This window comes from Bacteriovorax sp. HI3, assembly GCF_059738875.1.
On record NZ_AP026946.1, the window covers coordinates 869,220 to 892,045 of the forward strand.

At 41.9% G+C, this 22,826-nt stretch carries 26 protein-coding genes; 18 read left to right on the top strand and 8 right to left on the bottom strand.

The features are described from left to right. Window positions 1–62 precede the first annotated feature (62 nt). The 9 genes from AC6JA8_RS04180 (at window position 63) to AC6JA8_RS04220 (ending at window position 8,490) form a co-directional block, all read left to right on the top strand. Entirely contained in the window at window positions 63–908 is an 846-nt protein-coding gene (locus tag AC6JA8_RS04180; protein WP_497975897.1) for an ABC transporter ATP-binding protein, read from the top strand. Next, the gene (locus AC6JA8_RS04185; RefSeq protein WP_497975898.1) at window positions 905–1,648 is read left to right on the top strand and encodes an ABC transporter permease subunit; all 744 of its coding nucleotides are present in this window, start codon (window positions 905–907) and stop codon (window positions 1,646–1,648) included. The genes AC6JA8_RS04180 and AC6JA8_RS04185 overlap by 4 nt, the downstream gene beginning before the upstream one ends. 10 nt (window positions 1,649–1,658) lie before the next feature. After that, window positions 1,659–3,194, top strand: coding sequence for a GldG family protein (locus AC6JA8_RS04190; protein WP_497975899.1), 1,536 nt, complete (start codon window positions 1,659–1,661; stop codon window positions 3,192–3,194). Between the two features lie 8 nt (window positions 3,195–3,202). Beyond that, on the top strand, window positions 3,203–4,615 hold the full coding sequence (locus AC6JA8_RS04195) for a hypothetical protein (RefSeq protein ID WP_497975900.1): 1,413 nt from the start codon (window positions 3,203–3,205) through the stop codon (window positions 4,613–4,615). Continuing rightward, the gene (locus AC6JA8_RS04200; RefSeq protein WP_497975901.1) at window positions 4,612–5,220 is read left to right on the top strand and encodes a hypothetical protein; all 609 of its coding nucleotides are present in this window, start codon (window positions 4,612–4,614) and stop codon (window positions 5,218–5,220) included. Before AC6JA8_RS04195 ends, AC6JA8_RS04200 begins: the two co-directional genes overlap by 4 nt. Window positions 5,221–5,350: 130 nt before the next feature. Further along, a complete protein-coding gene (locus tag AC6JA8_RS04205; RefSeq protein WP_102242568.1) occupies window positions 5,351–5,989 on the top strand; it encodes a thymidine kinase in 639 nt (212 codons plus the stop codon). 44 nt (window positions 5,990–6,033) lie between these two features. After that, on the top strand, window positions 6,034–6,558 hold the full coding sequence (hpt, locus tag AC6JA8_RS04210; protein ID WP_497975902.1) for a hypoxanthine phosphoribosyltransferase: 525 nt from the start codon (window positions 6,034–6,036) through the stop codon (window positions 6,556–6,558). Continuing rightward, window positions 6,551–7,564 carry a GHMP family kinase ATP-binding protein gene (locus AC6JA8_RS04215; RefSeq protein WP_497975903.1) on the top strand — a complete coding sequence of 338 codons (1,014 nt, stop codon included), beginning with the start codon at window positions 6,551–6,553 and terminating at the stop codon, window positions 7,562–7,564. The genes hpt and AC6JA8_RS04215 overlap by 8 nt, the downstream gene beginning before the upstream one ends. After that, window positions 7,564–8,490, top strand: a complete 927-nt coding sequence (locus tag AC6JA8_RS04220) for a hypothetical protein (protein ID WP_497975904.1) — start codon at window positions 7,564–7,566, stop codon at window positions 8,488–8,490. Before AC6JA8_RS04215 ends, AC6JA8_RS04220 begins: the two co-directional genes overlap by 1 nt. Here the strand turns inward: AC6JA8_RS04220 and AC6JA8_RS04225 are convergent. Beyond that, on the bottom strand, window positions 8,487–8,957 hold the full coding sequence (locus AC6JA8_RS04225) for a hypothetical protein (RefSeq protein ID WP_497975905.1): 471 nt from the start codon (window positions 8,955–8,957) through the stop codon (window positions 8,487–8,489). The genes AC6JA8_RS04220 and AC6JA8_RS04225 overlap by 4 nt on opposite strands. Then, window positions 8,954–9,499 (bottom strand): RNA polymerase sigma factor, encoded by a 546-nt coding sequence (locus AC6JA8_RS04230; RefSeq protein WP_497975906.1) that lies wholly within the window; start codon window positions 9,497–9,499, stop codon window positions 8,954–8,956. The genes AC6JA8_RS04225 and AC6JA8_RS04230 overlap by 4 nt, the downstream gene beginning before the upstream one ends. Window positions 9,500–9,566: 67 nt before the next feature. Between AC6JA8_RS04230 and AC6JA8_RS04235 the strand changes: the two genes are divergently transcribed. The 3 genes from AC6JA8_RS04235 to AC6JA8_RS04245 are packed head-to-tail and all read left to right on the top strand — an operon-like array spanning window position 9,567 to window position 10,870. Beyond that, on the top strand, window positions 9,567–10,214 hold the full coding sequence (locus tag AC6JA8_RS04235; protein WP_102242574.1) for a hypothetical protein: 648 nt from the start codon (window positions 9,567–9,569) through the stop codon (window positions 10,212–10,214). Between the two features lie 13 nt (window positions 10,215–10,227). After that, window positions 10,228–10,500 carry a heavy-metal-associated domain-containing protein gene (locus tag AC6JA8_RS04240; protein WP_491634195.1) on the top strand — a complete coding sequence of 91 codons (273 nt, stop codon included), beginning with the start codon at window positions 10,228–10,230 and terminating at the stop codon, window positions 10,498–10,500. Further along, on the top strand, window positions 10,487–10,870 hold the full coding sequence (locus tag AC6JA8_RS04245) for a hypothetical protein (RefSeq protein ID WP_497975907.1): 384 nt from the start codon (window positions 10,487–10,489) through the stop codon (window positions 10,868–10,870). Before AC6JA8_RS04240 ends, AC6JA8_RS04245 begins: the two co-directional genes overlap by 14 nt. On the opposite strand, the gene AC6JA8_RS04250 is transcribed toward AC6JA8_RS04245, so the two are convergent. Beyond that, window positions 10,839–11,261 (bottom strand): hypothetical protein, encoded by a 423-nt coding sequence (locus AC6JA8_RS04250; RefSeq protein WP_497975908.1) that lies wholly within the window; start codon window positions 11,259–11,261, stop codon window positions 10,839–10,841. The two genes, AC6JA8_RS04245 and AC6JA8_RS04250, sit on opposite strands and share 32 nt — an antisense overlap. After that, window positions 11,248–11,751, bottom strand: a complete 504-nt coding sequence (locus AC6JA8_RS04255; protein WP_497975909.1) for a hypothetical protein — start codon at window positions 11,749–11,751, stop codon at window positions 11,248–11,250. The genes AC6JA8_RS04250 and AC6JA8_RS04255 overlap by 14 nt, the downstream gene beginning before the upstream one ends. 78 nt (window positions 11,752–11,829) lie before the next feature. On the opposite strand from AC6JA8_RS04255, the gene AC6JA8_RS04260 reads away from it, so the two are divergent. After that, entirely contained in the window at window positions 11,830–12,111 is a 282-nt protein-coding gene (locus tag AC6JA8_RS04260) for a hypothetical protein (protein ID WP_497975910.1), read from the top strand. 1 nt (window position 12,112) lies between these two features. Here the strand turns inward: AC6JA8_RS04260 and smpB are convergent, their stop codons facing one another. From smpB to tsaD, 4 genes are read right to left on the bottom strand one after another with little or no spacing between them, the layout of a single operon-like run. Beyond that, window positions 12,113–12,559 carry an SsrA-binding protein SmpB gene (gene smpB, locus AC6JA8_RS04265; RefSeq protein ID WP_102242579.1) on the bottom strand — a complete coding sequence of 149 codons (447 nt, stop codon included), beginning with the start codon at window positions 12,557–12,559 and terminating at the stop codon, window positions 12,113–12,115. After that, window positions 12,559–13,869 (bottom strand): OmpP1/FadL family transporter, encoded by a 1,311-nt coding sequence (locus tag AC6JA8_RS04270; protein ID WP_497975911.1) that lies wholly within the window; start codon window positions 13,867–13,869, stop codon window positions 12,559–12,561. The genes smpB and AC6JA8_RS04270 overlap by 1 nt, the downstream gene beginning before the upstream one ends. Further along, window positions 13,866–14,678, bottom strand: a complete 813-nt coding sequence (gene rsmA, locus AC6JA8_RS04275) for a 16S rRNA (adenine(1518)-N(6)/adenine(1519)-N(6))-dimethyltransferase RsmA (RefSeq protein WP_497975912.1) — start codon at window positions 14,676–14,678, stop codon at window positions 13,866–13,868. The genes AC6JA8_RS04270 and rsmA overlap by 4 nt, the downstream gene beginning before the upstream one ends. Continuing rightward, the gene (gene tsaD, locus AC6JA8_RS04280) at window positions 14,678–15,742 is read right to left on the bottom strand and encodes a tRNA (adenosine(37)-N6)-threonylcarbamoyltransferase complex transferase subunit TsaD (RefSeq protein WP_497975913.1); all 1,065 of its coding nucleotides are present in this window, start codon (window positions 15,740–15,742) and stop codon (window positions 14,678–14,680) included. Before tsaD ends, rsmA begins: the two co-directional genes overlap by 1 nt. Before the next feature lie 82 nt (window positions 15,743–15,824). On the opposite strand from tsaD, the gene AC6JA8_RS04285 reads away from it, so the two are divergent. The 5 genes from AC6JA8_RS04285 to kdpB all read left to right on the top strand — a co-directional run bounded on the left by AC6JA8_RS04285 (window position 15,825) and on the right by kdpB (window position 22,826). After that, window positions 15,825–16,295 carry a DUF3015 family protein gene (locus AC6JA8_RS04285; RefSeq protein ID WP_102242583.1) on the top strand — a complete coding sequence of 157 codons (471 nt, stop codon included), beginning with the start codon at window positions 15,825–15,827 and terminating at the stop codon, window positions 16,293–16,295. Beyond that, window positions 16,261–18,105, top strand: coding sequence for an Lnb N-terminal periplasmic domain-containing protein (locus AC6JA8_RS04290; RefSeq protein ID WP_497975914.1), 1,845 nt, complete (start codon window positions 16,261–16,263; stop codon window positions 18,103–18,105). The genes AC6JA8_RS04285 and AC6JA8_RS04290 overlap by 35 nt, the downstream gene beginning before the upstream one ends. After that, on the top strand, window positions 18,089–18,901 hold the full coding sequence (locus tag AC6JA8_RS04295) for an alpha/beta hydrolase (RefSeq protein WP_497975915.1): 813 nt from the start codon (window positions 18,089–18,091) through the stop codon (window positions 18,899–18,901). The genes AC6JA8_RS04290 and AC6JA8_RS04295 overlap by 17 nt, the downstream gene beginning before the upstream one ends. 196 nt (window positions 18,902–19,097) lie before the next feature. Continuing rightward, complete coding sequence (gene kdpA, locus AC6JA8_RS04300; RefSeq protein ID WP_497975916.1) at window positions 19,098–20,789, top strand: potassium-transporting ATPase subunit KdpA; 1,692 nt, start codon at window positions 19,098–19,100, stop codon at window positions 20,787–20,789. Window positions 20,790–20,801: 12 nt separating this feature from the next. Next, complete coding sequence (gene kdpB, locus AC6JA8_RS04305; protein WP_497975917.1) at window positions 20,802–22,826, top strand: potassium-transporting ATPase subunit KdpB; 2,025 nt, start codon at window positions 20,802–20,804, stop codon at window positions 22,824–22,826.

Genomic DNA, 22,826 nt, shown 5'->3' on the forward strand with positions numbered 1-22,826 from the left:
TATGTGGTCCTATGGAATTAGCGATAGAAATTCAGAAATTATGTAAGAACTATCCTGGACGCATGGCTTTAGATAATGTGTCTTTTGCTGTGAAAAAAGGAAGTATCCATGGCTTTTTAGGGCCTAATGGTGCTGGGAAATCCACGACGATGAAGATCTTAAGTGGGCTTATTCCAGAATCAAGTGGTTCATTTAAAGTGAATGGGAAAGTTGGTTTTTTACCGGAACATCCTCCGGTTTATCCCAACATGAGTGTGGAAGACTATTTAAAATTTGTCTTCGCCATCTATGCTCCTGTCATTAACGAAGCACGCGTTGATGAAGTTATGCAGAAGACTGGTTTAACAGATGTGAAGGACAGACTCATTGGCAATCTCTCAAAAGGTTATCAACAGAGAGTGGGGATTGCTCAGGCGATTATTCACTCACCGGAAATTATCATTCTCGATGAACCGACTGTTGGTCTTGACCCTGTAGCTATTCAAGACATCAGGTCTTTAATCCTGGAATTAAAAAACGAACACACTATTTTATTTTCGTCTCACCAACTGCATGAAGTAGAGCTTCTGTGCTCGGAAATCACGCTGATTAACCGCGGAGAGATTGTGGTCTCCGGATCAATTGAGACGATTTTAAACAGCCTTAAAACGAACATGAGCATTAAGGCGCGCGTTCTTTCTTTCTCGGAAGAACAAAAGAAAAAACTACAAAGCGCTTTTGCGGTTGAACACGTGGAAGTGACTTTTGATGAAGAACAAAAAAATACTTTGTTAAAAATTGTAACAAAAGGCAAGGCCGATATCCGCTCTGAACTTTCTCGTTTTCTAGTGGCCCCAGAGATTGGGCTTTTGGAATTTGCAGAAGAGCGCGGCGAGCTTGAAGATCTTTTCAAACGGATTCACGAATGATCTATTGTAAAAAAATTATGGTCCTGGCCAAAAAAGAGCTAAAGGACGCTTTTTCTTCTCCCTTAATTTATGTTCTCGCGGGATTGTTTTCCTTGATGATGGGGTGGTTGTTTTTTAACTACCTGGTCCAGTCAAAGCAGATGACAACAACGACGATGACCATGGGAGTGATCACTCCAATCTTTGGGAATATTAATTTTATTTTTATTTTCCTGTGCCCGCTCATCACGATGCGCTCGTTTGCTGAAGAAAAAAAGCAGCACACGCTGGATTTGCTTTTAAGATCAGAACTGACAGAAATGCAGATCATCTTAGGAAAGTTTATTTCTAACGTGGCGATGGTTCTTTTTATGCTGTCGCTGACTCTGCTTTTCCCATTAATTCTTTCTTTCTCTGGTTATAGCGACTGGGGAGTGGTGTGGAGTTCTTACCTGGGAATTGTTCTCTCGATCATGGCCTACACTGCTGTAGGGCTTTTTTGCTCAAGCCTAACTGACAATCAGATCGTGGCAAGTCTTCTGACGTTTTGTATTCTTTTAGGATCAATGCTTCTGGTAATTTCCGTCAATGCAACTAACAATTATCTTTTGGCCCTGATGGTTCAGTATCTCACGATTCCTTTTCACTATGAAGGATTCACCAGAGGTCTTCTGCGCTCATACAGTGTCGTGTACTTCTTGTCTTTTTATGCTTTTTTCTTTTTATTAACCCTGAAGTCTCTTCAGTCGAGAAAGTGGTAAGGGGATAAAAATGAAAAAATGGTACAACATTCTCTTAGCAATTATTATCAGTGTTCTTTACCTTGTGGTTATTGCTCTGTGGATTTCTATCCCGGAGGAGTTGACCCTGAATATCGCCGTGACGGCAGTGGCGATGGCCTTGACGTGTGTTTCAGTTTATTTAAACCGCGCAAGTCTTTCAGTCTATTACCAAAGCAATCACTTCAGAAAACTTCAGGAAACTCTCGTTTTCTTTGCACTATTATTTTCTCTCTTTGGAGTAGGGAACTACTGGGCCTATAAGCACCCGTCGCAGTTTGACTGGTCAGTTATCAAGTTAAACTCACTGACAGACCAGACCAAAAATATCCTTAAGGAAATGAAGGAGCCGATCACCTTTAAAATGTTTGCCAGAAAGCAGGAGTCACTTCCGTGGATGGCGCTTTTAGAGTTTTACCGTGCTGAAAAACCTTCAATCAATATTGAGAAGATTGATATTGATGTCCGCCCGGACTTAGTAGGCGACTACCAGATCAGCGATGCTGCCACTTTAGTTATTGAATACAATGGCAAACGCCAGAAAGTGACAGAAAGAGATGAACTCAATATCACAAATGGGTTGATTAAAATTTCCAGAAACCAGGACCCGGTGGTTTATTTTGTTCAGGGACACGGTGAAGGCGATATCAACTCTCAAGAAAATGAAGGAATGAAATTTATTTTCGAGTCGGCAAAAAACTCGGCAATGGATATTCGACCACTCAACCTTCTGACGACTCAAGTGATCCCTTTTGATGCAAAAGCAATTGTTCTTTGGGGTCCAAAAACTGCACTTCACGCCTCAGAAATTAATGTTCTTAGAGAGTTTCTTCAGAGAAAAGGAAACCTCATGGTGGCCATTGATCCGGAATTAAATGGAGACGTCCACCAGGATCTAAGGGCCTTATTAAGAGAATACAAGATGATCGTGAGAAACGATCTGGTGATGGATAGAAAGAGTTTTGTTAACGGCTCTAATGGCTCTATTCCGCTAGTCGATCATTTTGATCACGACAGTGAGATCACGAAAAACTTTAAAGGCCAAATCTTCTTCCCATTGGCCGCTTCACTTGATCCTATTCCAGATCAAGTTGTGCCGGGGATGAAGGGGACTGTGAAATCGCTTGCCGCTTCAACTCCTTTTCCCGATTCATGGGGAGAGACGAGCTTAAAAGAACTGGCCGCTCAGAATATGCAGTACACTCAAGGCGAAGACCGTCCAGGGCCACTAAGCCTGGCGCTGACGTTTGAAAGTGATACGAACAGAATTGCAGCTTTCGGAAACTCTTCGTTTGTTTACAATGCCTATTCAAAATTTGGCAGCAACTATGCCTTCTTCTTAAACTCGCTGTCGTGGGTTGTAGGCGAAGACCGTTTAATTTCGTTTAACCTTCCTATTGTTCAGAGTGAGCCGATTTTTATTTCAGCTCCTCAGATGGGGATAATTTTTTATTTTTCAGTGCTTTTCTCTCCGTTGGTTCTCTTTGGCCTGGCGATTTTTATGTACAGAAGAAAGCGCGATAAATAGGAAAAATGATGAAAGAAAAAATTTTAAAACATAAGAACCTGGCCCTCTTTATCTTGTTAGTGATAGCTCTGGCCGGAACTTATATCTTTGAAGAAAGAAGCAATAAAATTAAAGAGGCCACAGAGGCCAAAAAGAATGCGCTTCTAAACTCTGAAGGGCTGGGAGAAATCACCAGCATTCAGGGGATCAAACTCAATTTCGAGCGCCGTGGAGGCTTTTTCTACGACAAAGAAAACAATATGAGACTTAGAGAAGAAAGACTCAACGAGTTTTTCACTATCCTGGGTGGCCTTAAAGTTAAAACTTTTCTCAATCAAGCAGAAGTCGCCAAAGTCGGGGAGAGCTTTTACATCCCTGATCCTTCAATGAAGATGACGTTTCACTTTGATAAAGGGCAAATGACTTTTATCCTGGGGAAAAAACTGGATTACGACCAAACATTTTATATGCAGGTCGTGCGCGATAATAAGTCGCAGATTGTAATCGTTAGCGATGAGTCCCCTGATCCGGGCGTCTATGAAAGTGATGACCAATACAGAAGATCAGACGTTAAATTTAAAAGGCTTCAGGTTGTTTTTTTCCTGACCAATAAATATTTCTATGACACTAGAGTGTTTAAGGATTTTAGTTATCCGGAAGACAAGATCAATTTTGAGACTATCAGGATTGCAACGTTTAGAAATAAGGCCTATTCCATTTCTTTTAAAGACTCGACCACTAATCCAGCTCCACCAAAAGGGATTGAATACTTCGATGAAAACTGGGTCTCTTTTCACCAGTTTCTTTCAAAGTTAGAAGGAAAAAGCATTTATTACCCTGCCAACCCAGCACTTTTGGATGAGGTTCTTTCACAGTTTGAAGTCGTCGATAGAGAAAAACGCAAATACACACTGACTGTTTATAAGAAGTATGGCGAAGATAACGGCTACTTTTTAAAGACCAGTCTCGACAACATCGTTTATCAATTAAAGCCTGAAGATGCTCAGTACTTTTTCGTGAACGTTCAGGACTTCTGGCACAAAGTGATTGCTCCAAAAGAAAAGAGTTACACTCTGAATGTTTCTTTTTACGATGGAAAAACTGAAACGGTAAAAGTAGAGGACAAGGAACTTTTTAAAGTTCTTCCGACCAACACGAAATACACTGAAGCATCGATTCGAGCTTTGGAATTTAAACGCCTGATTGAATTCTTTAAAATGGAAGGCAATCACGTCAATGATTTAGATATAAGCCCAACTGATTTACTCAAGAAAAATATCATGAGAGTTCATTTTGATAATAGGCATTTGAGTGTTATTCTGGAAGAGAATGAAGCAATCATTGTCGACCTGGATAATAAAGTGATGGTTCACCATCTGGTCGGCGAGAAACTTCCTTTTAGTATAAGATACGAAGACTATTTTGCAGGCCCTAAAAAATGATTCACTCTCTCAATTTATATTTCCAGACTTTCCTGAAACCAACGCAAAGATCGGTGGAAGGAGAGAGGATTTCGTATTTTGAGGTGATGGGGATTTCATGGTCCCTGCATATGATCTACGCTTTTTACTCGATCTTCGCCCTTTATTTAGGGATCAGAAGTTACGAGTACCTTTCTAATTCAGCTGATTTTTCTCATTTGCTTTTTGAGTCCATCAATGTGACTTTCCAAAAGATCTCTTTGATGATGACGTTATTTGAAGTGATCTTCTATCCGTTCATTTTTCAATTTGGTTTTAAGTTCTGGGCCTACGTTTTAAGATTTTATGCTCAGATTTTTGAATACGATGGGGAGCGCTCAATTGATGCCGAGATCGAAGAGCTCCTGAATTCTATTTTTACGGCCAATATTTTTTTAATTATTCCGATTTTTGGAAATGTCTTAAGCGTCCTGACGATGGGTCTTTATCTTTTTAGCGGCCTTCGCGCTAAACTGGGATTTACTCGAGTGCAAGCTTTTTTAGTGCTCCTGACTCCACTTTTTTTGATGTTTTTAACGACTATACTCGTCGCGTCTTACTTCACGTTTCTGATATCCCTGATCTAACAACTTAAATTTTATTGATGTTAGAATTTGAAGGCCTAAACCCGATTGAAAACGGGCCTTTCATCTGCCAAGATGAGCAAACACACACACAATTGTTACGATATTTTTGAGACATTTTGGGGAGAGATCTATGACTCTATTTGCAGGGATGCCAGGTAGTTCTGGAAGTATTGAGGTCGTTTGCGGACCTATGTTTTCAGGTAAAACAGAAGAGCTTATTCGCCGAGTGAAAAGAGCACAGATCGCTCGCCAAAAAGTCCAAATTTTCAAGCCAGCAATTGATAACCGCTACCACGACACAGAAGTCGTATCGCACTCATCGCTTTCAATTGAAGCGACTCCAGTGAACTCTTCTATTGAAATTCTACAAAAAGTTTACGATTCAACGAGAGTTGTAGGGATTGATGAAGTTCAATTCTTTGATGAGAGCATCTCGATTGTAGTTGAGAAACTTGCTCGCCGTGGGATTCGTGTCATTATGGCAGGCCTTGACCAGGATTATATGGGCAAGTCCTTTGGTCCAATGGCAAATCTTCTGGCGATCGCTGACAATGTCACTAAGATTCAGGCCATCTGTACAGTGTGCGGAGCACCTGCTTCAAAAACATTTAGAAAAGATCCAAAAAATACTAACCAGGTTCTCGTTGGAGAAACTGATCTGTATGAGGCACGCTGCCGTGCTCACGCCGATTTCTTCGGTGAAGACCAGGACCAGTTAGCATTCTTCGTGAATTTAAACGAGTCTCGTTCCAAAACACAAAATTTATAGTACACTAGTAGGCAATATCAATCCTCCTCGCACAGGGTATTAGGATGACAAAGCCTGCTCCTATTGGTGTCTTTATTTCCGAAGAACAAATTCAGACGCGCGTGAAAGAACTCGCTGGCATGATCAATCGTGACTTTCAAGGTCAGGATGTGGTTGTGGTCGGAGTTTTAAACGGCTCTTTTATTTTTTGTGCAGATTTAGTCCGTCACATTAAAACTCCAGTGCATATCGAGTTTGTTTCCCTGAGTTCATACGAAGGGACGAACAGCTCGGGGGAAGTGGCCTTCCGCATGGACGTGAAGCAGTCGCTGGAAGGAAAAAACGTGATCGTCGTTGAAGACATCGTCGATACGGGATTGACCATCAGCTTTCTTTTAAAACACATGAAATTAAAAAACGTGAAGAGCTTAAAGCTTTGTTCGCTCCTAAGAAAAAAAGCACGTCTGAAAGTAGATGTGCCGATTGATTACTTAGGTTTTGATATCGAAGATAAATTTGTTATTGGATATGGTTTGGATTTTGATGGGCGCTACCGTGAACTTCCATACATTGGAGTTTATGGTGAGTAAGGAAGTACTGGTAGAAGGATCTGTTCGCGTAGATTTGTTAGGGGGGACTCTGGATCTTATCCCTATCAATCTTATTTTGCCAAACGTAGTGACGTTAAACCTGGCAACATCGCTTAAAGCAAAAGTAAAAATCACTCACATCGATTTTGATGGGGTGGAAATCGTTTCAAAAGATTATAAGACCACTGATAAGTTTAACCGCGCTGATTTCACAGCAGAGAATTTACAAAAGAATTTCTTTGGAAACTTAACGTTCATTGCTCATATCTTGAACTTATTCGCTTTAACAAAAAACGTCCGCATGGAGCTTGAGTCTGGTTCTCCTCCGGGAGCAGGGCTTGGTGGCTCATCGGCGATGGGTGTAACTTGTTACGCAGCTATTTCAAAATACCTGGGAATTGAATACAACAGAATCGAAGCAATTCAAAAGATCAATGCACTAGAGGCCCTGATCATCGATTGCCCGGCCGGATATCAGGATTATTACCCTGCTTTATTCGGGGGAGTGCTAGGATTAGTTCCACGACCGGGAGCGGTTCATGTTGAGCAGCTTTACTCAAAAGAGTTAAAAGAAGTTTTAGAAAATCACATCACACTTGTTTACTCAGGTGAGACGAGAAATTCAGGAATCAATAACTGGGAAGTTTATAAGGCATTTTTTAATAAAGACCAAAACGTAAGACATGGTCTGGGGGAAATCGCCCGTCTTTCTCATGAAGCTTATAACGCGATTAAAGAAAAGAGATACAACGATCTGATTCCTTTAATTGCAGCTGAAGGAGAAGAAAGAAGAAAATTATTTCCGGGAATCCTGACTCCGAATATGAATCAACTGCACATGGTTTTAAAAGACCAGTCAGCGCATTTTGGAATGAAAATTTGCGGAGCAGGTGGAGGCGGATGTTTCCTGATCACTCACAAGCCAGGAGACCGCGAGTACATCGATCAGCTTCTTGGAAAATTTCAAATGAAGAGACTGACGTTTAATGTAGAAGGCCCACTTTAATGGACACAAACAACATCGGAAGCTTAAGTATGAAGGGTGGTAGAAATGATAATTTCTACTTCTGCCTCCTTGAATACTACCCAGACAGCAAACGATGGTTTCTAAAATCACTTCTTCCGGTTAAAGATGAAGAGGTGAATCATAATGACGACGCTATTCATGCCTGGATTAATAACTATGATGTCAAACAACTCGTAGTTGATTTCCCGCTTTCAAAACCAGCGATTGAATGTGCGAGCGATGCTGAAAAAAAGATTAATGTCGTTCAGGAAAAAATCAAAAATCTTCTTGATGAAGACCAAAAGCTCATCAACGAAAACCCAAAGAAATACGAGCAGGAAAGAAATAAGGCCGACGAAATCGTCTACAACCGCGACATCTTTTCAAAAGAGACAGCTCATCACCTTTTATCGCGCTCATTTAAAAGACGCCTGAAAAAAGGTTTCCTTCCATACTGGAACAGGACTCTGGATTTTTGGGTTTGGAAATACTACTACGACCAGATCTTAGAGATGTTCAATACATCCTTTGATTCTTTCGGAAATGTTTCGCTCATGGTTCTTTTCCGTTTTAACTATATCAAGCGCCATTTCCCGAAGGAATTGGAGCTTTTTGAGGCCAATGCTCACATTATTATCGTCGAGCTTCTTAGGTCTAAAATCATCCTTAAAAAAGACGTTGAGCTTTTATCTGATATCGACCTGGGGTATGAAACTCGCCTTGAGACGATTAAAAAGATTGAAAGCAAACTGGATATCTTTATCTACAATCACGACCTGGAGATCCTGGTTAAAAACCCACGCGCTTTTGACTCTTTCCTTTTGGCCCTGGCGGGACAAAACGTGCTTCAAAAGAAAAACAGAGAGCTTCCAGACTGGACGATGCCAGAGGAAACAAAATTCATTATTCCGGATTTTGGAATCTAAGCGCGGGCAAGAACTCTAGAGCTGATCTCTACCGTTAAAATCACTCCCAACACAGCTCCTAAAAGCCATAGAAGAGAAAACTCGATAAAGAGGTTAGGGTTCATAATCCCGAAGAATCCAATTGAGCTTAAGATTAAAACAGAAGCTGCAAGAACTTCTCTGTGTCTTAAGGCCCTGACTTCGTCGCGGTTAAGGACGATGCTCGCGATGAGCATTGATGTGGCTGTAAAGAAGAGTCCACAAAGGAAATTGCACACAGGCATCCCAAAAACCATAAACGTATGCATAAGATTGATAGGAAGCTTAAAAATCTTAAAACCAAACTGTGGGCAAACTGAAAGCGTGATTACAGAAGAAAGAATGTGAGCGAGAAAAACTTTTCCCAGAAGATGACTAACTTTTGGGTGCAGCTTTGCGTGCACACTCGTTAGAATTTTTTCATTCACTGATGGTGGAATTTGATTCATAGGGCTTCACCTTTCCTCATCTTTGCCATAAGTCGGCTGACAGTTTTTCTTAGAGAGACTTCACTTTTACCCAACACTTGTGAGATTTCTTCATAAGAGAGATCATCGATAAATTTCATGGCCAGGAGTTCCTCTTGATCGGCCTCGAGAGAGGCGAGTGCACTGGTATCCACCATGCTTTCTTCCTGAGTCTCAGGAGAAAATTTATCCAGACGGTCCTTATATCTCTTGGCACTTCTAAAGTGATCCAGTGCCTGGGTTCTGGCGATGACAAAAAGCCATTGCTCAAATTTAAACTTATCTTTGTAGAGGTGCTTGCTTTCGTGAATCTTAAGAAACACCTTTTGCAATAAATCCTCACTTTCTGCCTGATTCCTGGTTTTTTTCACGAGAAAACTAAACACACGACCACTGTAGCGAGAATAAAGCTCGCTGAAAGCTTCGTAAGCTTCAGTAGGTGAATGTGTCTGGTAGATGAGCATGAGCTCCTCCGCCGAAAGCGCTTTTAAATTGGCCAGCGTTTTCCTCTCTCGTAAACGCATACGTCACAAACCCTCAGGATGTGACGTATAGGGGGTAATACTGGCTTTATCATAGCAAGGGGCGGACGTGTTCACCAAATTTTTAACAGTTACCGGTCTATTTTTATCAATTTTCATGGGGGAAAAGGCCCATGCTCACCCTGTGGCCTACGCCGGGTCCACATCAATTATGACTTGGAATAGTAAGGAGATGAGCGACTGGATGTTGACTCATAGTTATACTTCCAAGTTTTCACTGGCGGCCCGCTACTTGCGAATGGATACCCGCGATGGAGAAAGAACATTCTATATGCCTCAGGTGAATTACCTGCTTAAAAGATGGAATGAGCTGGACTCGCAGGCCAACATCTATCTTTCTCTTGGGCATGGGGGAGAGAAAGTGAACTCTTCTTTTAAGAATACAACTGGAGCGGCCCTGGAAGCAGACTGGGAGTCGAGAAAATACTACGTCTCTTTTAGAGAGGACGTTCTTTTGTCTCATAAAGATTCAAAACGCAATATCTATCAAACGAAAGTCAGAGCGGGGTTTGCTCCTTACCTGGCCGAGTTTAACGAAATGAACGCCTGGTTTATTTTACAGGCCGATAAATCCAACAAAATGACAGATGAATATAAACTCACTCCTTTTATCAGGCTCTTCTATCACAACATCCTTTTGGAGTTTGGATCGACGATGAAAGGGGACTCACAATTTAACTTTATGGTGCACTTTTAGGCAGGAGATTTTCATGAAAACATTATTACTAGCTACATTACTTATGTCAGGAAGCGTTTTTGCCGGGGATAAAATTGATATCACGGTAAAAGGAATGGTTTGCTCATTCTGCTCGCAGGGGATCACGAAAAAATTTAAAGAAGAAGGCGTAAAAAACGTCAACGTGGATTTGGGAAAACACTTAGTGAGTTTAGAGCTTGCTGATAACCAGAAACTGGACAATGCCCGTATTGAAAAACTTTTAACGGACGCCGGATATGGAGTAGAAAAAATTGAAACCAAATAGTGATTTACAAAAAAATATCTGGATTTCTTTTTTCAGTTTATTCACTTCGATGAGTACACTGGTGTGCTGTGCACTTCCAGCATTACTGGTCTCGATTGGATTGGGAGCGACGATGGTGGGATTGGTTTCGGCCTTTCCGGGACTCATCTGGCTTTCGGAAAATAAGCTCCTGGTTTTTTCATCATCATTTATCATGCTGGCGATTAGCTCTTACATGCAATACAGGGCGAGGTTTCTTCCTTGCCCGATTGATCCTAATGAAGCGCGTGCGTGTACCAGTGCCCGCCAGTGGTCAAAACGAATTACAATTTTTTCGATTGTCGTCTGGGCGATCGGAGCTACTTTTGCCCTACTGCCGATGATTCTTTAAAGAGTTTAGAGAAAACGTAATAGCCAAAAACGTAGATGATCATTGGCAGAAGGCCAAAGCCTGAATGCATGACAGTGACAAAAAAGAAGGCGGCAAATCCAGCGACTGAAAAAAACTTCAAATATAAAAAGGCCGCCTTGAAGTTTTTAATCGCCAGAGCGTACACAATCGTTTGAGCGAGAATAAAAACCAGCAGAAAAAATGTCAGGCTTTGCAGCAGGATTTTATAGAGCTGGATTTGGAAATCGGGAGAGTCGATACTCTTGGCCGCGATCGTTCCATAGTTATTATAGTTCGTGGCCATAAAATATAGCCATGCCATAAGTGTGAGGTCACTTAAAAAGCAAAGAGTGATCGCCAGGATCTTTTGTTGTTTTCTAGTTAGATTCAATTCCACCTTCAGAAGAGATGGTTAGACTGATCTCGCGGGTTTTATCCGCAATCACTTTCGCGACAAATTCTTTGTTTTGAATATCTTTTAAATCGTTGGAATCCATTTCACCGCTCTCTTGCCCCAGGAGATAAAGCTCTCCCATAATGCTTCTGTCTAGCTCAGTGTTTTTTCCGATTAAAATGATTTTATAAGCACAGGTTAAAAGTCTCCAGCCCGGAAGCATTTCTGAAAGTGAGCCTTTTTTAACAAAGAGTGAATACTCATCGGTCGCTATTTTTTTCAGGATGGTCTGCGGGTAACGAATCGATTCTTTTCTCACTCCTTTTACATCAAAGTGACAGCTCATGACCGCTTGCCAGTCTGTGAGGACCAGGTTTTTTGAAACGCGGATTTTGCCGTTAACTTCGGGTGCCTTAAAAGACACGATGTCGGCATGAGCGGAGCTCAAACAAAAAGCGATGAGTAGAAGAAAGAGACTTAATTTCATGCCAAAAAGTTTAGAAATTTTAGAACTCAATGAATAGTTTTTTAGTGAATAAATTTTAAAATAAGTGATAATTGACTCATGAAGAAAATAATCATTATTCTCCTTCTCACAGTAGCAGCGACGGCCTTAGGTTTATATTTTAGGCCTTCTTATCCATTAATTGGGCAGTTAGACTGGTGGAATGTCCTGACTAAAGGGTATTTTGTGGGGGCAGTCTCAGGTTTTTTCAGCCAGGGGTTCCTGGATGAATCTTTCTGGTACGTGATGCGCTATACGATGGGGGGATTGATTGTGGGTCTTATGATCGCCATGGCCTTCGGTGGAAAGTCGTCGGGGTCAGCTAAAAAGAAGAAGGCCTGATTTATTCGTCGTAACTTCCACGCTGAAGTTTTCTCTTCACATCTTTTTCTTTATCGCTTTCGCGTTTGTCGTGAAGTTTTTTACCTTTTGCCAGCGCAAATTCTAGTTTTACCTTTGAGTCTTTAAAATAAATTTTAGTGACAACTAAACTCATCTGCTGAGTTTTCATCGTGTGGTAAATGCGGTTGATTTCCAGTCGGTTTAAGAGAAGTTTCTTAACCCTTGCTTCCTGGTGGTTGTGAATGTTTCCAAAGGCGTATTGAGGAATAAGAACGTTATAGGCCCACACTTCACCTTCGCCATCAATGACGACGTAGGCTTCGCCCAGGTTAACTTTGCCTTCGCGTAGAACTTTAACTTCCGTTCCTTGTAAAACGATCCCTGCTTCAAAGAATTCCTTTAAAGAGTAGTCAAAGCCTGCACGTTTATTTGTTCCAATTATCTTCATTAGAAATTAAATTTCACTCCAAATGTCGCAGCTAAAATATAGCCGCCAATGTCGTAGCCTGGAGCTCCCAGCTTTTGCCCGGCCGTTCCATTTTCTTGCCCGTCAGCTTTTGTGACGTGCTTTTCTAGTAAATGATGATACTGGAGACTTGTTCCTAAGTGAACATCTTTTGACCAAATGACCATACGGTATTGAATCCCACCTGTTCCCACAACTGTGTCGACATCAATTGAGTTACCCGCTTGTGAGAAATCTCCTTTAAGCGGTGTCATGCGGTACTGGGCCCCAAGTAAAGTGCTCCAGCGGTCAGTCCAGTTGTATTTGATCCCAAGGCGAGGGTTGATCGTGTCGCGAGTGGTGATCTTTTCGTAGTTATTACTTGGAACAACGGCACCTGATGTTTTTTCAACTTTCATGATCGGTGTTTTGTAGTTTGACCACATCTGATACTCAAGACCAGCGTAAAGCTCGGCATCGCCCACAATGTAAGTTGAACCTAAACGGAAAGTGTGTGGATCGTAGTAAATCATCGACGTCAGTGTTGAGTTGATCAGCGCCAGGTTCGGGTTCGTGATTTCCCCAAAGACTGTCGTCTTTAAGTTCGACTTCATTTCTTGCTGATAAGTGAAATACACCGAAGTGGTATCAAACATTTTTGTCACAGAAGCAATGGCCGCAATTGAAGGAGAGACCTTTGCCTGACCTTTGGCCCATGAACCGTAGTTGGCCCCATTTAAACTCATATTCGTTTTAACTTCAGCAGTCGCTTGAAAGCCTAACATCGCTCCCAGTGACCAGGCGAAGTCATCGCTCCACTTGCGGGCAAAGTTTAAATAAGTTGACGTTCTTTGGTAGCGCGAATGGAACATAACGTACTCAGGAAGAAAAGCATCCCCAGAGTTTGTTTGTGTCAGGTGACCAATCGGCATGAAAACTGAAAGACCAAGAGTTCCCAGGTGAATTTTTCCACCAACAGGTAGGGCCACGTGAAGAGCGCTTCCGTAAAATTTTTGGTAATCCGTTTTCGCACTTCCGTAAGTTGTCCCGCTCGTTGAATTGGTGCTGTTAGTGACCACGATATTGTTGATTGGCTTAAAGTGAGTCGCTGTCGACGTCGCTTGCGCCAAAACGTTGAACTTGTCAGAGAAGCCAAGTACCGATGGAGCGTAGTAGTTGTTACTTGGATCATTAGCGTTTAGGTTTGCCTGGTTTCCAATCCCACTTGTTGAAAAGCTCGCTCCGAATAATTCAGGATAAGAGGCGTGAGCATTGGTCACAAGTAAACATTGAAGTAGAAGAATCCATTTCATTTTTTTAACATCCTATAAAGTTCGATCACTTGATTTAGCTCCAGAGCTTCTGCTCTGATTGTTAAAGGAATCCCAAGCGTATTAAAGCTTGATTCAATAAGTGGCAGAGGGAAAGAAGCTTTTAGAATTCCACCCAACTGTTTTCTTTTTTGCGAGAAGAGAAGGCGAAGGAATTTTTCCAGCGCATGGAACTCTGAAAGTGGAACAAGTGGCGTTTCACGACGAGACATCGTTAAAACAGCGGAGTCAACTTTCGGAGGTGGGTTAAAAGCTCCCGGAGGAACTTTGCACAGAAGTTTGCAATCAAAGTATGTTTGCGTGATGGCCAAAAGAGATCCCATGTAATTTTTTGTTGTCGAAAAAGGAAAGACCTTATCGGCCACTTCTTTTTGAAACATCAAAGTCATGTATTTAATTTCCGGCGCCTGCAGGAAGTTGATTAAAAGCGGAGTGCTGATGTTGTAGGGAAGGTTAGAGACCAGCCAGATATTTTTCTGGTCGATATTTTTTTCTTTGAAAAAAGCACTCAGGTGCACAGCGAGCGCATCTGTCATGGTGATTTGATTGTCGTTAATAAATTGCAGAAGGTAAGGAGGGAAGCGGTCATCTTTTTCGATTACAAAAAAGGGAAGACCTTCACTCTTTGATCTGAGAGCAAGAAACTCAGTGAGAATCCCAGGTCCTGGACCAATTTCTAAAACAGCTTCTGCTTGCCCTTTGAAATCCGAGCAGATTCTGTCGATCACACCACTGTCGCGAAGAAAGTGCTGGCCTAGGCTTTTATTAGCTAAAGGGAGTTCCATTTTCATTAAAGTCTGTCCCCTTTGCGTTGGTGCTCAAGTTTATCTTTTTTAGAAACAAATTGTCCGCGGGCATCCAGTCCTAAGCATTCAGGGAATGAAATTGCATCGTGATAAGTTCTAAGCGCGTAGTTCGCAATCATCGCTCCGTTGTCTGTACAAAAGCGAGGAGCAACCACGTGAACGTTTTTATAATTATTTTTTAAAGTTGTGCGCAGGCTGGAATTGCAGGCCACACCACCACCAACAACGATTGGCAGGTCGTGAGCGTTAGCAATGTCCTGAGCCTTTTTCAATTTTCTTGAAAGCGCTTCAACGATGGCGTACTGATAAGAAGCACACACATCTTCCATTTTGAAACTTCCTTCTGGGTTAGCTTCAATAAAATTTCTCAGCGATGTTTTTACACCAGAGAAACTTAGAGTCGCATCTCCAGAATCGAGCATTGAAATAGGGAAGGTGTATTTTTTTGGATCGCCGTTAACTGCGAGGTCATCGATGATTTTTCCAGCAGGGTATCCAAGACCTAAGAGTTTTCCACCTTTGTCGAAGGCCTCTCCGGCCGCATCGTCAATGGTGTTGCCCAGAATTTCAAATGAAGTCGGACTTGTGACTTTTAAGTAAAGGCTATGTCCACCGCTTACGAGTAAACCTAAGTACGGATATGGCACACTTTCTGTGAGGTGAATGGCCTCAAGGTGCGCATATAAGTGGTTTACCGATGCAATTGGCAGATTATGAAGCAGTGCCAAAGTTTTAGCACAATTAATTCCAGTTAGTAGCGGCCCCAGAAGGCCCGGGTGAGTTGTCACGGCGATGAGACTTACATCTGTAATTTTCACTCCCGCAGTCTTAAAACACGAATCTAAGAGCGGAGTGATCTTCTCGAGGTGGTTGCGCGCAGCAATTTCTGGCACGACCCCTCCCCATTTTTGGAGCATTAGTTCTTGGGAAAATGACTGGTGCGCCAGTAGTGTCGGCTTCTCCGAAAGATCATCGGGATTCCCTTTCAAAAGGGCAAATGAAGTGTCGTCACAGCTGGTCTCGATACCGAGGATAATTTTTTCTTTCATTAGTAGTTTTCTTATTGAGTTTTAAGCCAATATACCTGAACCTATTCATTATGAAAACTTTCATAGTTCAAGGAGGACTTAAATGAAACTTATTATCGGACTTTTCGCACTTGTAGCAGCTTCTTCAGTATTTGCAGCAGATACTTCATCTGGATGCGGTATGGGATACGAAGTAGCTCCAAAACAATCTCTAGTGTCTTCTTCAACAAGATCACTAGTTAACGCGACTTTCTCTAACTCAATCGCAATGACTCTTGGAACTTCTGGATGTGCTAAGCACTCAATCGTTAAAAACGACGCAAAAGGAATCCACTTTGCTGAAGCGAACATGAACCAACTAGCAGTTGAAATGTCTCGTGGAAACGGTGAGTTCGTAGCTGGATTTGCTGGTGTTTTCGGTTGTCAAAACGCAGAAGCTTTTGGTTCAATGGTTCAAGCAAAATATGAATCAGTTCTACCATCGGCAAACACTTCTGGTGTAGAACTTTACAACAACGTAAAGGCTGAAATCAGAAACAATGCAACACTTTCTGCTTCTTGCTCTCTTATCTAATTTCTTAATCGCTGCCGGGCCCGCCTCGGCAGCGTCTTTAAATTTCGATCACAAGTACTGGCTCAAACTCCTTCATTACAAAAACGGCAAATCTCAAGTTGATGGTGAAAAGTTTTTCTTTGCTCCCGATGGGAAAACCAATCCGGAAGCGGAACTTAATTGGACGATTCAGGCCTTTCACGAGCTCGACTCGAAGGTTGGTTGGTTTGGTTATCCTGCTCAGTGTGTGTTTCGTGAAAGATATGAATTCTTAAAGGCCCAAGGACTGCTCAGTGGTGTTCCGGACATTGCATGTCCGGTGTTCGACGAATGGAAGGCCGGGCTCAACGCTGAATCAGTGACATTAATTTTTTCTTCTTCATACCCCAATAACCCGTCATCACTTTTTGGGCACACGCTTTTAAGACTGAACCAAAAAGGAAAGACCAACGATCTTCTTGATTACGCTGTCGCTTTTTCAGCTGTTCCTGAAACGGAAGACATGGGACTCATCTTTGCTTTTAAAGGAATGTTCGGTGGATACAAAGGGCTTTTTGAAGTCACAAAGTATTACACGAAAGTTAATGAATACAATAATGGAGAGTCGAGGGATTTGATTGAATACAACCTCAACATGACTCCTGCTGAACGAGACCGCTTGATTAATCACCTGTGGGAATTGTACCAGACGACTTATTTTGATTATTACTTTGCCGATGAAAACTGCTCTGCTGTTTTGGCCGATCTTCTTTCTGTGGCCTACAAAGATGATGACAAAGTTAATGCTCATGCACGCTGGTATTATCTTCCAGGGGAAATGGTTAAACATTTTGAAGAAACGCCGGGGAGAGTGGCCTCAACTCACTACCGTGCTAGTTTAAAAAAACAAGTCGCAAAAATGTGGGAAAATCTCTCACCAGCAGAAGTCTCACAGGTTAAAAAAATCGTTGATGATGAAATTCTGCCTGAAGATGTGAATAACCCGAAAGTTCTCGATGCTGTTGTGGCCTATTTGGATTTCACTCACTACCGAACAAAAAATAAACTCAGTGAAAAACTGGCCAAACTCCAAAGAGCAGCATTGGTTAAAAGAGCAAAACTTCCTAAAGCTGAAATAGTAAAAGAAGTTTACGACCAAACGAACATGCCGGAGAACTCTCACGACCCACAAAAAATGTCGGTTTTTGCCCGCGTAGAAAATCATACGACACTCATGGGATTTGAATTAAAGCAAGGATACCATGACCTTATGGCCCGCGATCAAGGCTTTGATCCTTTTTCACAATTTGATTTTTTAACAGGCTCATTAGTTTACGATGTAAAAAATAAAAAGCTCGATTACGACAAACTAGTCCTAGTCGATCTTATTTCTCTTCACGAGTACCGCTTCTATGACCCGCAACTTTCATGGAGAGCAAAAGTCTCGAGTGAAAGATTATACGATTTAGATTGCTCTCTTTGCCATAAGGTTAATGCTAATGCGTATGGGGGAGTGACGTTGAGAGGGAAAAACACGGTTGCGAGTTTTATGGCCGGAGCTTTTGGAGAAGTGAGCTCTCATTTGAAAAAAGGTTTTAGAGCAGGACCTGCGGCCGAAGTGTCTTTTTATGCTCAGCTAGGAAATAAGTATAAAATCGGGCTTGTTGACGAGCTTCGTTTTGATGCCACTAAAAAAATCTCTGAGGACTATTACAATAAAGTCACTCTTAAACATTCACTCTTTTTTGACCGCCAACAAGACGTGCGTTTTGAAAGCTCGGTCATTTCTCGCTTTGGAAGTTTTTCAAAAAACACAATCATTCATGAGGTGAGTTATGGGCACTATTTCTAAAATCATTTTAATGTGTCTTTTACTCACGAGCTGTAGTGCGATTATCTACCAACCGGATAATTACTTGTACGCGACTCCTGAACAGTTTAAAGTGAAGTTTGAAGCTTTTACTATCCCTTCTATTGATGGGACAAAGCTCTCAGCGTGGAGGATGTTCTCAAAAAATAAGAATCCTAAAAACCTGATTCTTTATTTCCATGGCAATGCCCAGAACCTGACGTCTCATTTTGCCAACTCAGTGTGGATGATGGACCACGATTATGACAGCATCATTTTTGATTACCGTGGTTATGGGCTCAGTGAAGGCAAACCTGAACCAAAAGGTGTGGCAGAAGATGGACTGGCCTTTTTAAATTACGCTTACGAGCAGTACAAAAAAGGAGGCTTCAAACGTTTTATTGTCTACGGACAAAGTTTAGGGGGAGCGATTCTTCTGAAGTCTCTGGAAGATTTTAAACACAGAGATGAGATTGCTCTTTTAGTTTTGGACTCAACTTTTTTATCTCCTAGAGAAGTGGCCCGCGAAAAAACGTTTTGGCCTCTCTCGTTGATTATTACAAATTCGTATACCGCAGATCCAAAGCTTCTTCACTTGACCATGCCGGTTTTATCTATTCACTCAACCGAAGATTTTGTGATCGCTTACAAATTGGGACAACAGTTGTATAACCGCATCACCACTTCCCCGAAGAAGGATTTTTGGACTTTCAGTATTCGCGGACATGGGGATGTTTTTTATGTAGAAAACAAGAAGTATCAACAAGAATTCTTGAAATACGTAGAAGCGCTTCCTTAGGTTTATGCCTTTCTTTACTAAATCTTTACGCCCTTTCATGGGGTTTTGACGAAATCTTGATCCACGATTCGCTATTCTAAAGACGTCTTAACGGAGGTCTTTTTATGGATTTTGCTATCGTGGGCGCCATTGCGGGCCTCACATTTATCTATCTTATTTATTGCTTAATTTTTCCGGATAAATTTTAGGAGTTCCCATGAATGGTTATGATTTGTTACAAGTCATCATTGCACTTTTTTTCCTCATCCTTTTTACACCGATATTGGGGGCCTTTTTTCATAAGTCGCTTTCTGGTCAATCGACGCTTTTAGGTAAGATTGCCAGACCTTTTGAAAAACTTCTTTATCTTATTATTGGTGTTGATGAAAAAGAGGAGATGACCTGGTCACAGTATTTAAAAGCAGTTTTAGCTTTTAACTTTGTCGGTTTTCTTTTTGTCTTTTTTGTTCTCCTTTTTCAAGGAGGGTTACCTCTTAACCCGGCCCATCTTCCAAACTTAAGTTGGGATCTCGCTTTTAATACAGCGGTGAGTTTCATGACGAACACCAACTGGCAGTCTTATGCGGGTGAAGCGACGATGAGTCACTTCTCACAGATGGTGGCCTTAACTGGTCAGAACTTTCTTTCAGCGGCAACTGGTATTTCGGTCATGCTGGTGATCATTCGTGCTTTTAAAAACAATCAATCAAAAAAACTGGGGAACTTCTGGGTGGATTTAAACCGCTCAGTTATTTATGTCCTTCTACCACTATCTTTACTTTGGTCTGTGCTTCTGGCCTCTCAAGGAGTCATTGATAATTTAAGCGCACCAGTCGCTGTTAAAACATTAGAAGGAAAAGAGCAGGTGATTGCTCAAGGTCCAGTCGCTTCACAAATTGCTATCAAACAATTGGGAACAAATGGTGGTGGTTTTTTTAATACTAACAGCGCCCACCCTTATGAAAACCCAACTCCTTTTTCAAACTTCCTGCAGCTGCTGGCCATTCTTATTATCCCGGCAGCTTTGACAATGACGTTTGGTTATATGTTGGGAAAACCGCGCGAAGGACGAATCCTTTTTTCAGCGATGCTTATTGTTTTAGTTTTAGGCTTAACGATTTCTCTTTGGTCTGAATACCAAAGCAATGCTCTGACAGCCCATCACTATGCCATGGAAGGAAAGGAAGTGCGTTTTGGTGTAACGAACTCTGTTTTGTGGTCAACATTCACAACGGCCGCAAGTAACGGTTCAGTCAATGCTATGCACTCGTCACTGACTCCTATGGCCGGTGGAATGGCCATGCTCAATATGCTCTTTGGAGAAATCATATTCGGAGGAGCGGGAAGTGGTCTTTATGGAATGCTCTTATATGTCATCTTAACTGTCTTTATCGCAGGACTGATGGTCGGGAGAACTCCTGAATACCTTGGTAAAAAAATTGAAGCTTTTGATATCAAAATGGCGATTATGGGAGTTCTTGCTCCAAGTTTTGTCATTTTATTTGGGACAGCTTTTAGTTTGTTAACTCCTTCAATCATGTCGAGCTTAATGCATAAAGGCTCTCACGGCTTTAGTGAAATTTTCTATGCCTTTACATCAACAGCAGGAAATAACGGCAGTGCTTTTGCTGGTCTTTCGGCCAACACTCCCATTCTCAATACACTATTGGGGATTTCAATGTTGATTGGACGTTTTGCCGTGATCTTTCCGGTCATGGCCTTAGCAGGAAACATCTCGCAGAAAAAAATTATGCCTGAGTCAGTGGGGACTTTTAAAACAGATAACTTTTTATTCGTCTTCTTATTAGTCGGAGTCATTGTCATTGTTGGTGCACTGACATTTTTCCCGGCCTTAAGTTTAGGACCGATTATTGAGCAGATCATGTTTATCCAAGAGAAAACTTTTTAATACGAGACTTATATGAAACAAAAAATCTTAACAAAAGAAATTTATATGCAGGCAATAGGGGACTCTTTTAAAAAGATGAACCCTAAAACCCTGATAAAAAATCCGGTTATCTTTATTACTGGATTAGGTGCCCTGATCACAACGTTCACTCTCATCGCTCACGGTTTTAACTGGTTTGAATTTCAGATTGCCATCTGGCTGTGGTTCACCGTCTTATTTGCCAATTTCTCTGAAGCTATTGCCGAAGGAAAAGGGAAGGCGCAAGCAGAGTCGCTAAGAAAGTCGAGAACCCATGCAGTGGCAAGACTTCTCAAAAATAAAGTGGAAACAAAAATCAATGCCACTGAACTAAGAAAAGGTGACCTGGTTGTTTGTGAGGCAAACGACATTATTCCGGCCGACGGTGAAATCATCGAAGGTTTAGCCTCTGTTGATGAGTCAGCAATTACTGGTGAGTCTGCTCCAGTTGTGCGCGAAAGTGGTGGAGACAGAAGTGCAGTGACTGGCGGGACAAGAGTTCTCAGTGACCGCATCGTAGTTAAAATCTCAGTTGACCCGGGAGAAGGTTTTTTAGATCGGATGATTTCTCTTGTCGAGGGAGCAAGCAGACAAAAGACACCTAATGAGATTGCCCTTTCACTTTTATTGACAGCGCTGACTCTGGTTTTCCTCGCGGCCGTTGTGACTTTAAAGTTCTTTGCTGATTATGCAGGAGAATCGGTTTCTATTCCGGTTTTAGTCTCGCTTCTTATTTGTCTAATCCCAACAACGATTGGTGGGTTATTAAGTGCGATTGGGATTTCAGGGATGGACCGCTTAATTCAAAAGAATGTTATCGCTCTTAGTGGGCGTGCCGTAGAAGCGGCCGGAGATATCGACATTCTTCTTCTTGATAAAACAGGAACGATCACTTACGGAAACCGTATGGCCAGTGAGTTGATCGCGGCTCCTAATATCGGTGAAAAAGAAATGTACCGACTTTCTTACTTGGCTTCAATGAGTGATGACACTCCGGAAGGAAAATCGATTATTGAGTTTGCTAAAAATAAATACAGCGAGCTTGAATCTTTAAGCCTTGCTGAAGACAGAGTCTTTGTTCCTTTTACTGCTCAAACCAGAATGAGTGGGATCGATATGAACGGCGGAAAAACACAAATCCGAAAAGGAGCTGTTGATGCCATTGAAAAATTCGTGATCTCTCTTGGTGGGCAAATGCCTGAGGCCATCGTTCGCGCCAGTGAAAATATCGCTCGCGCAGGGGGAACACCATTAGTTGTTTGTGAAAATGAACACGTCTTCGGTGTCGTCTATCTTAAAGACGTGGTGAAAAATGGCATCCGCGAAAGATTCGCTGAGCTTCGTCGTATGGGAATTAAAACCATCATGATCACAGGCGATAACCCTTTAACGGCAGCTTCTATTGCCGCTGAAGCAGGCGTGGATGATTTCATGGCCCAGGCAACACCTGAGATGAAATTAAAACGCATTAGAGAAGAGCAGGAAAAAGGTCACCTGGTTGCGATGACAGGAGACGGAACAAACGATGCTCCTGCTCTTGCTCAAGCAGATGTTGGTGTCGCAATGAACACAGGAACTCAAGCAGCACGCGAAGCTGGAAATATGATTGACCTCGACAGTAACCCAACGAAGCTCATTGAGATCGTGGAGACTGGAAAACAAATCCTAATGACCAGAGGAAGTTTAACAACTTTTAGTATTGCTAATGATGTGGCCAAGTACTTCGCTATTATCCCAGCGCTTTTTGCTGGTCTTTATGCTGTTCACCACAATGATGGGCCACTTTCTATTTTGAATGTGATGAGACTCTCGACTCCCGAGTCGGCCATTTTAAGTGCTGTTATTTTTAATGCCCTGGTTATCGTGGCGTTGATTCCTCTTGCTCTAAGAGGAGTCGCTTACCGCTCAGTGGGAGCCAAAGCTTTACTACAAAGAAATATTTTAATTTATGGAGTTGGTGGTCTCATCACTCCATTTATCGGTATCAAGCTTATTGATATGCTGATTAGCGCTTTTTAA